12 protein-coding genes are annotated in these 10,240 nt (G+C 57.4%); 3 read left to right on the top strand and 9 right to left on the bottom strand.

Translation table 11 applies throughout. The annotated features are described in order from the left end of the window. Positions 1-270: 270 nt before the first annotated feature. The 4 genes from ACYVDE_RS00650 to pdhA form a co-directional block, all read right to left on the bottom strand. Positions 271-654, bottom strand: a complete 384-nt coding sequence (locus tag ACYVDE_RS00650; RefSeq protein ID WP_460499542.1) for a TraR/DksA family transcriptional regulator — start codon at positions 652-654, stop codon at positions 271-273. Positions 655-830: 176 nt separating this feature from the next. Continuing rightward, positions 831-1,307, bottom strand: coding sequence for a 6,7-dimethyl-8-ribityllumazine synthase (ribH, locus tag ACYVDE_RS00645; RefSeq protein ID WP_460499541.1), 477 nt, complete (start codon positions 1,305-1,307; stop codon positions 831-833). A 190-nt stretch (positions 1,308-1,497) separates the two neighbouring features. Further along, positions 1,498-2,277, bottom strand: a complete 780-nt coding sequence (locus ACYVDE_RS00640) for a tetratricopeptide repeat protein (RefSeq protein WP_460499540.1) — start codon at positions 2,275-2,277, stop codon at positions 1,498-1,500. Positions 2,278-2,389: 112 nt separating this feature from the next. Next, on the bottom strand, positions 2,390-3,439 hold the full coding sequence (pdhA, locus tag ACYVDE_RS00635) for a pyruvate dehydrogenase (acetyl-transferring) E1 component subunit alpha (RefSeq protein ID WP_460499543.1): 1,050 nt from the start codon (positions 3,437-3,439) through the stop codon (positions 2,390-2,392). A 206-nt stretch (positions 3,440-3,645) separates the two neighbouring features. Between pdhA and recF the strand changes: the two genes are divergently transcribed. Both recF and ACYVDE_RS00625 read left to right on the top strand, forming a co-directional pair. Further along, on the top strand, positions 3,646-4,755 hold the full coding sequence (gene recF, locus ACYVDE_RS00630) for a DNA replication/repair protein RecF (protein WP_460499539.1): 1,110 nt from the start codon (positions 3,646-3,648) through the stop codon (positions 4,753-4,755). A 91-nt stretch (positions 4,756-4,846) separates the two neighbouring features. After that, entirely contained in the window at positions 4,847-5,158 is a 312-nt protein-coding gene (locus ACYVDE_RS00625; protein ID WP_354583964.1) for a DciA family protein, read from the top strand. 443 nt (positions 5,159-5,601) lie between these two features. On the opposite strand, the gene ACYVDE_RS00620 is transcribed toward ACYVDE_RS00625, so the two are convergent. Next, the gene (locus tag ACYVDE_RS00620) at positions 5,602-6,018 is read right to left on the bottom strand and encodes a helix-turn-helix domain-containing protein (RefSeq protein WP_460499538.1); all 417 of its coding nucleotides are present in this window, start codon (positions 6,016-6,018) and stop codon (positions 5,602-5,604) included. Between the two features lie 222 nt (positions 6,019-6,240). Next, complete coding sequence (locus ACYVDE_RS00615) at positions 6,241-7,098, bottom strand: glycerophosphodiester phosphodiesterase family protein (RefSeq protein WP_460499537.1); 858 nt, start codon at positions 7,096-7,098, stop codon at positions 6,241-6,243. Positions 7,099-7,355: 257 nt separating this feature from the next. On the opposite strand from ACYVDE_RS00615, the gene ACYVDE_RS00610 reads away from it, so the two are divergent. After that, the gene (locus tag ACYVDE_RS00610; protein WP_460499536.1) at positions 7,356-7,976 is read left to right on the top strand and encodes a hypothetical protein; all 621 of its coding nucleotides are present in this window, start codon (positions 7,356-7,358) and stop codon (positions 7,974-7,976) included. Positions 7,977-8,058: 82 nt separating this feature from the next. On the opposite strand, the gene ACYVDE_RS00605 is transcribed toward ACYVDE_RS00610, so the two are convergent. The 3 genes from ACYVDE_RS00605 to ACYVDE_RS00595 form a co-directional block, all read right to left on the bottom strand. Continuing rightward, entirely contained in the window at positions 8,059-8,349 is a 291-nt protein-coding gene (locus ACYVDE_RS00605) for a PLD nuclease N-terminal domain-containing protein (RefSeq protein ID WP_460499535.1), read from the bottom strand. A gap of 104 nt (positions 8,350-8,453) precedes the next feature. Continuing rightward, positions 8,454-9,113 carry a rhomboid family intramembrane serine protease gene (locus ACYVDE_RS00600; RefSeq protein WP_460499534.1) on the bottom strand — a complete coding sequence of 220 codons (660 nt, stop codon included), beginning with the start codon at positions 9,111-9,113 and terminating at the stop codon, positions 8,454-8,456. Positions 9,114-9,189: 76 nt separating this feature from the next. Continuing rightward, on the bottom strand, positions 9,190-10,161 hold the full coding sequence (locus tag ACYVDE_RS00595) for a polyprenyl synthetase family protein (RefSeq protein WP_460499533.1): 972 nt from the start codon (positions 10,159-10,161) through the stop codon (positions 9,190-9,192). Between the last annotated feature and the right edge of the window lie 79 nt (positions 10,162-10,240).

Raw genomic sequence — 10,240 nt, 5'->3', positions numbered from 1 at the left:
GCTGCGCTCATTCCCGCCGCGGCTGGCGCTGTTGCCGAAGCCGCCGGGACCGCCGGTGTTGCGGCCGCCGCGACGGTCCGCGCTGTTGTTGTCGGAGAAGTGTTTCTTGCCCATGGGGAGAAAATTTGCGTGCCGTATCGCTACGGTACTGGTTTAGTTAAAACAAGTCGGTACCGGAAAGCCGGTAGCCAGAGGCCGACAACAACGCTGCTGTCAAAAACATTCTGACCACCGGCTTGCCGGTACCGAGGTATGAGGAGTGGCTACCGCTTAGTCGCGGCGGGCCATTTTGGCTTCGATGGAGTGCTGGGTGTGGGGCACTGCGCGCAGGCGCTCCTTCGGAATGAGCTTGCCCGTGCCGATGCACACGCCGTAGGTACCGTTCTTGATGCGAATTTGGGCGTTTTCGAGCTGCTGAATGAACTTCATCTGGCGCGAGGCCAGCTGGTTCATGCTCTCCTTCTCGGCCGTGTCGGCACCGTCTTCCAGCACCTTGGCCGACGAAGCAGTGGTGTCAGTGCCCGAGTCGTTGCTGCGGTTCAGGGTTTCCTTGATGAACGACAACTCCTTGCGGGCCGCCGTCAGTTTTTCCTGAATAATCTGGTCGAACTCATTTAAGTCCTCCCGCGAGTAGCGAATGTTGTCGTCGTTCATTAGAAAAGAGAACTACTGAGAAATGTGAAGAATTGCGGATTAGTAAGCAGCCCAACGCCTAGCGAAGCTAAATAGTTTGGCCGTTGCAGCAGCACCCGGGCGGCGGCCCGAAGCCACTACACGCTTGATTTTGCGGGCGCAAAGTTACGCCGTACGGGGCGCTTTTCCTCCGCTGGCTAAAAGCCCAGCATCTGAATGGCAGCCACCGCGGCTTCCACGCCCTTATTGCCGTGCTTGCCGCCGGCCCGGTCCCAGGCTTGCTCTAGGGTGTTGGTCGTCACCAGCCCGAAAATAACGGGTTTGTTGAACTTTAAGCCTACCTGCGTGATGCCCTGGGCCACGGCGTGGCAGATGTAGTCGTCGTGCTTGGTTTCACCCTGAATCACGACGCCCAGGCAAATCACGGCGTCAATCTCATCGTGCTGGGCCAGAAACTGCGCGCCCAGCGTCAGCTCGAAGCTACCGGGCACGGTGTTGCGGAAAATATTGTCGGCCACGGCTCCGTGCTTGAGCAGGGTGTCGTAAGCCCCGGCGCTGAGCACATCGGTAATGTCGCGGTTCCAGTCGGCCACCACCAGCCCGAATTTCTTTTCGCTGATGTTGATAAAGGAAGAAGCGTCGTAGTCGCTCAGGTTTTGCAGGGAAGTTGCCATGAGAAGTTGCTGGTCAGGTAAGCGCCCCGGAGGGCGGCGCAACGCGCGCACCGCACAAAGCTACTGCCGGGCCCGCTTGCTTAGTGAATTCGGCCGGTATCGCCCGCCGTGAGATTGCCGCAAAAAAATTGCGCTTCCCCAGACGGAGAAGCGCAATTCTCAAAAACATTGGCCGGTGCTTGGCGGGAGCTTACTTCTCCAGCTTGGCCTTGTACTGGCGAGCCTCGGCTACTTCCTGCGAAGTCGGGTACTCGTTGATGATGCGGTCGTAGGCCTTCAGGGCACCTTCGTCATCCTTGGCTACTTCGCGGGCGGTGGCTTCCTTCAGCAGGTAGCCGGGCGAGAAGTATTCGTTGGCGTTGTGGTCGGCGGCTTTGGCGTAGAGGTCGGCAGCTTCCTTAGCTTTGCCCAGCTCCAGCTGCGCGTCACCCATCAGGGCGTAGGCACGGCTCTGCACCAAGTAGTCGTCCGAGCTGAAATCTTCGAGGTAGTCGAGGGCGGCTTTGTAGTCGCCTTTTTTTAGCGAAGCCACGCCGGCGTAGAAATTGGCCAGGTTGCCGGCCTTGGTGTTGCCGTACTCGTTAGCTACCGTCACGAGGCCGGGAGCTTTGCCATCACCTTTAATGGCTTTGGTCAGCGAGTCGGCCTCCCAGTTATTCACGGCGCGGAACATGCTGGCCTGCGCCTTTTGGTCTTGCTGGTTGCGCCAGGTGTAGAAGCCGAACGCACCTACCACGGCCAGCACCACCACCGCCAGCACACCCAGCAGCAGGTTGCGGTTGCTGCGCACGAAGTCCTCGGTTTCGGCCAAGCGGGCAGCCAGGGCGTCCGGGTCTTCGAGCAGCGGGTTCTCGGGCGCGAGGTTTTCGGCTGGGGCCAGCGGGTCGACCGGCACGTTCTCGGTGGGTTGCTGCCCTTGACGGGCTTGCTGTGCCTGCTGGCTTTTGCCAGTGTAAGGAATCTTCGACATACTAAGTGAGCTGCTAGCGAATAGCTGTCAGCTGCTAGCTATTATTAAAATCAGATTATTCGTACCCTGCAAAGCTAACAGCTAATGGCTGACAGCGAACAGCTTTCTGCGACTAATCGTGAATATATGGGTAGTCGGCCTGCACATACACGTCCTTGAACAGTTCGTCGGGCGTGGGGTAAGGCGAATTCTCGGCGAAGTCAACCGACTCCTGCACCTGCGCCTTGATGCGCTCATCGATTGCCGCCAGGTCCTCTTCCGTGGCAAACTTGCTCTCTAGAATCGTGTGGCGCACGCCTTCGATGGCATCGCGCATGCGGTAGTCTTCCAGCTCTTCCTTGGTGCGGTACTTGGCGGGGTCGCTCATCGAGTGGCCCTTGTAGCGGTAGGTTTTGAACTCGAGCAGCGTGGGGCCTTCACCGGCGCGGGCACGCTCGGCAGCGCGGGCCACGGCCTCGTGCACGTCTTCCACGCGCATGCCGTTCACCGGCTCGGAGGGCATGTCGTAGCTCAGGCCAATCTTGTACAGGTCCGTCACGTTCGAGGTGCGCTGCACCGACGTGCCCATGGCGTAGCCGTTGTTCTCAATTACGAAAATCACCGGCAGCTTCCACAGCATGGCCATGTTGAACGCTTCGTGCAAGGCACCCTGGCGCACGGCACCATCGCCCATGTAGCAGATGCAGAGCTTGCCGGTCTTGTTATACTTCTCGGCGAAGGCAATGCCTGCGCCCATCGGCACTTGGCCGCCCACGATGCCGTGGCCGCCCATGAAACCAACTTCCTTGTCGAACATATGCATCGAGCCGCCCTTGCCTTTCGAGCAGCCGGTGGCTTTGGCAAACAGCTCGGCCATCACGGCATTGGGCGAGGTGCCCAGCGCCAGCGGGTGGGCGTGGTCGCGGTAAGCCGTGATATACTTATCACCTTTCTCCAGCGCCGACACGGCCCCGGCTACGCAGGCCTCCTGGCCGATATAGAGGTGGCAGAATCCTTTGATTTTTTGCTGGCCGTAGAGTTGGCCGGCCTTGTCCTCAAACTTGCGCATGAGCTGCATTTGCTCATACCAGGTGAGGTAGGTCTCCTTCGGGAAGGTGGCGGCGGGTTGGGCCGGAGCGGCTTTGCCCGAAGCCTTGGCCGTGGCGCGGTCGGTGCCGGGCATCACGGGGTCGGGCTGGGCCACGGTGGCTACACCGTTGCTCTTTCCTTTGGCGGCCGCCTTCGGAGCAGCGCCGTTGGTCGCCTTCGAGGCGGCTGGTTTTTTAGAAGCAGCTTTTACTTTCGTATCCGCCATAGCACGTTTAAGGAAAGAAATAATTCGCGTTGGGAGGGCGAAATTACGTAAAACTGCTGGCAAATCCGCACCTTATGACTCTTGACTCCCTCCAGCTGCTTTTTTTTAAAAATTACGACGACGCGGCCCTGCACCTTTCCCCTGGCCTCAACTGCTTCATCGGCGATAACGGCAGCGGCAAAACCAATTTGCTCGACGCCATCCACTACCTCTCGCTCACCAAAAGCGCTATTTCGGCCACCGATTCGCTCTGCATCAAGCAAGGAGCTGATTTCTTTGTAGTTAAAGGTACATTCTCAATTGATTTACCTAAGAGTCAAGAAGTTATTCAGGTAAGCCTGCGTCAGGGTCAGAAAAAGACCGTTACGCACGATAAGCAACCCTACGAGCGCATGGCCGACCACATCGGCCGCTACCCCGCCGTACTTATCTCGCCTTACGATACCGACCTCATTCGCCAGGGCAGCGAGGAGCGCCGCAAGTATTTCGACAGCTTGATGGCCCAGCTCGACCACGAGTTTCTGGAGCAGCTTATCTCCTACAACGCCCTGCTGCGCCAGCGCAACGCCGTGCTGAAGCAGGGCGTGGGTACGCACGGCTTTGACCGCGAATACCTGTTGGCGCTCGATGAGCAGTTGGCACCCTTAGGTCAGCAAATTACGCAGCGACGGGCCGCGTTCCTGGCTGAATACGTGCCCATCTTTCAGCAGCACTACCAGCAGCTCGCCGACGGGCGCGAGCACGTTACACTCACCTATAAGAGCCAGTTGCTCGATGCCGACTTCGCCCAGTTGCTCCGCGCCAATGAGCGCCGCGACTTCGTGCTGCAGCGCAGCACCACCGGCTCGCACCGCGACGACTTCGTATTTCTAATGGAAGAAATGCCGGTGAAGTCACACGCCTCGCAGGGCCAGCAAAAGTCATTCGCCATTGCGCTCAAGCTGGCCCAGTTCGAGTTGCTGGCCGCCAAGCAGCAGCACAAGCCCCTGCTACTGCTCGATGACATCTTCGACCGGCTTGACGACAAACGCATTGCCCGCCTGCTGGAGTTGGTGGCCAACGAAACTTTCGGCCAGGTTTTCCTGACGGACACCAACCTGGAGCGCACCGACCAGGCTTTAGCTCGCGTCACCATCCCCATCCGTCGGTTCCGGGTACAGAGCGGTACGGTATCGGCAGTCTAGCTAAGCTACGTACCCATTCCGGCTGGCCTCGGGCGTACCTTTGCAGCCCTGGCCGGCAGCTTCCGCTGCTGAGGCCGTAAGCTAGTTTCCTGTGAAAAAACCTTCCGCTCCCACCCGCTCCGGCGACATCATTCCGCTCAAAGAAGGTCTTGAAGCACTGGTGCGCGCCTACCGCCTGCAAGGCAAACTCAACGAGGTGACGGTAGTCTCGAGTTGGGAGCGGGTGATGGGGAAAGCTGTCGCTTTGAAAACCCAGGAGGTGTACGTGAATAAAGGGCGCCTATTCGTTCGGCTCAGTTCAGCCCCGCTTAAGCATGAACTTTTGATGGCGAAGACCCGCGTGGCGGAGCTCATCAACGCGGAGGTTGGAGAGGTAGTTGTTAAAGAAGTCATCTTCCTGTAGACGCTTCCACTACATCCTTCGGCCCTTTCGATTTCGCAGATTTTTTACGTGAGCTTAAAACCACTTTCGGGTGTTTGTCCAGGCTATCGTCGACGCTCTGCTCGCACTATTTTTTCTAGAGAAATTTGGGGGCTAGGGGCTACTGAATTACCTCACGCTCGCAACACGGGAACCAATGGCCATGCACTCCTGGTAAATCACACTCGACGGGAAATGTTCTGTGCAGTTCTAGTAGCTGTGGCGATGCGTCGCCTTATTTTTTTCATGCCTGATGTTTACCCAACTCAGGCGGATTTAGTGGTTCTGCGTCTTGCTTAGCTTATTCAATATTTTAGGCGTTGTTAAACCTTAGCTGCAAGTCATCGATACTTGGCGGTTACAGGCTAGGCTTTTTTTATACAGGCGTTCATGCGAACAAAAATGTTTCACGTGGAACAGTAATGTCACTTGGGCCCGTACACTTTTAGCAGAAGCTCATTGTAGGCTTCTAGTAGGGCTATATACTTTGCTTGGAGTAATAAAAGCTGACGTGAGGGGTCATTCTCAGTTGATTGAGCAGGTGTTACACGATGTGTAACAGGCGCGGGCGTAGTGTTACGAACAGGTGTCGTTACAAATGAAATAGCAGATTGTTGTAACGTTGTAAAATCATCAGAAAAATCATGATTGATAATTTCACCAACCTTCTTTACAAAGCTGTAATCAATTGTTTCTTCTTTGAATTTACGGTAAATAGTAGGACGCGTAATACCCAGCTCATCGACGATGCGCGTAATGGAAATACCGCTGTTTTTGATGGCTTCCTGAAGGATTTCGCCCTGATGTGGCATAGAATAAGGCTTAGCGTAACGCTGATGCAAATATGTACAACAGCTGTACGCAAAACAAATTTGTCCGAATAATATGTACAACAAATGTGTGCATTGAACATTCAAATTACACGTGTAACATTGTAAACTGATTAATTGTAACGTGTAGAATTGCATATAATAAACGTTACAAGGTCGTTCATTTCACAAGTATCTGCGACGGCTTGTACTACGAGTGAAAAAGCCCACAGATACCAGCTACGGGGTTTTATGCTAGAATTGTGGGGTATGCAACAGGGATAGCAGGCGGTTAGGGTAGTCAGTAGTGATGCCCTCCACTCCTATTGCCAGCAGCCGATGAAAATCGACGGGTTCGTTTACAGTCCAAGGTACAAGACGAATGCCCGGATAGAGGGAGCGTAGCTTGATGACCGCCGCGGATGTTACGGTGCGATGATTAGGCCCGAAGGTGGCAGGCTCAAAGCCCAGCGCTTGCAAACTTGAGAACCACTCCTGCTCGGGCTCGACCAACAGGCAGGTGCGAAGCTCGGGCCGCAACTGATGCGCCAGTTGGAGAATGCGCGGGTCGAAGCTGAGCAACGTGGTGCGGGCGGCAACGTCGGCGCGGTCGAGTTCGGCCAGTACCAAGGGAAGAAATTCAGCGGGGGCTGGGTGGTAAATATCATCGCCCTCGGGCAGCGATTTTATCTCGACGGAATAGCCAACCGCTGCATTGGGCCGCTGACGGGCGGCATGTGCTTCGGTGGCGGCCAGCGTGTCGCGTAGCAACGGCTTGCACGCGGGCTGGGCAGCCTGTTCGGGAAAGTCGGGATGAGGGAGGCCACAATTGCATTGCGCGATTACCGCATACGGCATGTGGTAAAGGTTGTGGAGCGAAACGGAAGTGCTGGGCAGCGTTTCGCCGTGGGGGCCGCGGCAGATGAGCGGATTGAGCCAAGGCTCGTGCGAAACCACTACCTGACGGTCGGCCGAAATAACGACGTCCAATTCTAACACATCAACCCCTAAGGTGAGGGCGTGGAGAAAGGCCGGAATCGTATTTTCGGGAAGCAGGCCGCGACAGCCGCGATGGCCGTGTACTTCGGGAAATTCAGGGGAATTGGCAGGCATAGGCACAGATACTAAGTGATGCAAAAAACAGCGCTGCGACGAGGATTATGCAGCGCATGGCCAATCAAACGAGTTAAATGGTGTAGGAGGCGTAGTGTGCAGGAAAACGCCTGAATCGGCCATTTGTAAGCCTACTCAAGGCGGTGAGAAAATCGTTACGCGTCGGCGAGTTTGCCGGGACCGGATTCGTGGGCGGGCGCTATCGCGAAGCCTGCGATATGCGGTAATTTTGCCCCTTCATTCTTCAATCGACTTTCATGAAAAAACTGCTGCTTTTTGTGTTGCTACTGGCCCTGATGGGCGGAGGCTATTATTACTACCGTACGCTGAAGGGCGGACCGAGTGGCTCGCTGGTAGCGGCCGCGGCGGCCGTGCAGACGCACGATATGGCCACCTTCGAGAAATACGTGGATGTGAACAGCGTGACCAGCCACCTGGTGGATGACGTGACGCAGCAGAGCTCGGCGCTGACTTCGTTGCTGCCGGGCGGTAGCCTGGTGATGGGTGGCGCAATACGCCTGCTGAAACCTGCCCTCTCGAAAGCAGCTCACAACGAAGTGCAGCGCTACGTAGAAACGGGCTCGCTGGAAGCTGCGGCAGCGGCCGCACCCAAGCGCTTGGTAAACGTCTCGCTAACCGGCCTTGCCAGCAAAGTAGTGAGCCCCGACAGCGAGTTCAAGGGTGTGAAGTACACCCGCGAGGAAGGCGACAATGCCTTGGTGGGCCTGGAGGTAACGCAGCCGCGCTACGACACCACGATGGTAGTGGAAGTGAAGATGCGCCGGCTGGGCGACCACTGGCAGCTCACCCAGATTACGAACAGTGCCGAGCTGCTACGCGGTGTGGCGAGACTGGAGAAGAAACGGCTGCTGAACTAACAATCTTTATACCCCTGCATGAAAAGAGCCCCAACCAAATGGTCGGGGCTCTTTTGCGTTTACATAGCTCGTGCGGGAGGTATTACACAATACCCGTGTTAGACTTACCGCGACCGGCGAAGAGGTAGTAGATGATGAGGCCGCCCAGGGGGAAGATGAAGATGATAACGGCCCACAGCAGCTTTTTGCCAATAGTCCAGGGCTGGCGGAATACGTCGAGCATAGCCAGGATGTCGAGGGCCAGCAGCACGTAGCCCCAGGTAGCGAGGCTACCGTCGGCATTGAAGCGGCTGCAGGAAGTGGCCAGCAGCGTGAGGGGAAGCAGAAGCGCTGCCAGCGGCAGGCGCGAAGCGTAGTGACGAAGGGTTTGCATGACAGGGGAGCAAAGGTGAAAGATTGATTTTGGCTCCCTTACGCAAGGATTTCAGAATAAGATATAAAAAATAAGATTTTTTAATATTAATCTACTGATTATCATTATCTTAAACCAATAAACCCGCTGATTTGCCGCACAAACTCGATGCCGGCAGCCGGCATGAACAGCAGCGTGAGCACCACGCCGTAGATGGCCCCGTAGAAGTGGGCATCGTGGTTGATGTTATCGCCCCGGCGACGGCCCTGGTAGTAAGAATAAGCCAGGTAGAGGAAGCCGAAGATGAAACCGGGGATACCCACCGGAATGAACATCATGTATATTTTATTCAGGGGCGAGAAGATGACTCCGGCGAAAAGCACCGAGGCTACCCCGCCCGAGGCGCCGAGGCTGCCGTAGTCGCGGTCGTCGCGGTGGCGGAAATAGGTGGGAATATCCGACACCACGATGCCGCCTAGGTAGAGCAGCAAGAAGCGCCAGATGCCGCCCACCGCACCAAAGCCGTCGAGGCCGGGCGCGTCGGTGCCGTTCACCAGCACGGCCAGCACCAACTGCCCGAACGAGTAGAAGGCAATCATGTTGAAGAGCAGGTGGCCCCAGTCGGCGTGCAGGAAGCCGGAGGTGAGGAAGCGGTACCACTGGCTATTGTCGCGGGCCATGCGGTAGGGCCGCAGTATCCAGGACTCCATGAGGTCGTGGTTGGACCAGGCGTAAGCGGAAACGAGGACCGTGAGGCCAACGAGAATCAGGATGGGATTGAGCATAGCAAAGCGGTGCGGACTGTAGCCCGCCGGAGGTATAAATGCCGGGTAAAAACGAAACTGCTGGCAGCAGCTTGCACTAGCTTTCGCGGTCCATGAGCTGGAGTGCGAGCTGGTGTAGGGGCTGCTTACGCTCTTTTGGCGCAGCTACGCGCTCCAGATGCTGCAGCGCATCTTGGAAGTAGGAATTGATGAGCGCCTCCGTCTGGGGGCGAATTTCGAGCTCGTCGTAGATGGCGCGCACGTCCTGCACCTTGGCGTCGGCGTCGGCCACGGGCTGGCCGATGTGCCGGGCCAGGATGGCCTGCTGGGCGGGGCTGGCCTGGGCCTGAGCCGAGAGCAGGAGGAAGGTTTTCTTGTCGGAGATGATGTCGCCGCCCACGCGCTTGCCAAAGGTGGCAGCGTCGCCGTACACGTCGAGCAGGTCGTCGCGCAGCTGGAAGGCCAGGCCGATGTCGGTACCGAACTGGCGCAAGTGCTCGGCATCTCCTTCCGAAGCGCCGGCCAGGCGGGCCCCCAGCTCCAGGCAGAAGCCGAGGAGGACGGCCGTTTTCAGGCGAATCATGTCCAGGTATTGGGCAATGCTGACCTGAGGCTCGGTCTCAAAATTCATGTCCCATTGCTGGCCTTCGCATACCTCCGCGGCCGTCTGGCTGAAGCGGGCGAGGATGCGCGGGAGAAGCGCGGGCGGCACGTCGAGGAACAGCTCGTAGGCGCGCACCAGCATCACGTCGCCGGAGAGAATGGCGACGTTGGGGTTCCACTTTTCGTGCACGGTGGCCTGGCCGCGGCGCAGGGGTGCCTGGTCCATCAGGTCGTCATGGAGCAGGGTGAAGTTGTGGAAGACTTCGGTGGCCAGGGCGGGCTTCAGAATGCCGCTGAGCTCATCGGTGAAGAGGTGGGCGCCGAGCAGCGTGAGCAGCGGCCGGATGCGTTTGCCGCCCAATCCCATGATGTAGCGGATGGGGGCGTAGAGGGTATCGGGCTGCTCGCCGTAGCTGAGCTGCGCCAGAGCGGCGGTGATGTTAGCGGGGAAGTCGGCTGGGGTCATAGGTGGTGCAAAGAACGGGGGCATCTGTCATTGAGAGTGAAGCGCAGCGGAACGTGGCAATCCGTCCTCTCAATGCTAG

The sequence above is a fragment of the Hymenobacter agri genome (assembly GCF_054778495.1).
Note: the sequence above shows the minus strand (reverse complement) of the source record. Positions and strands in the feature narration are given on the sequence as shown.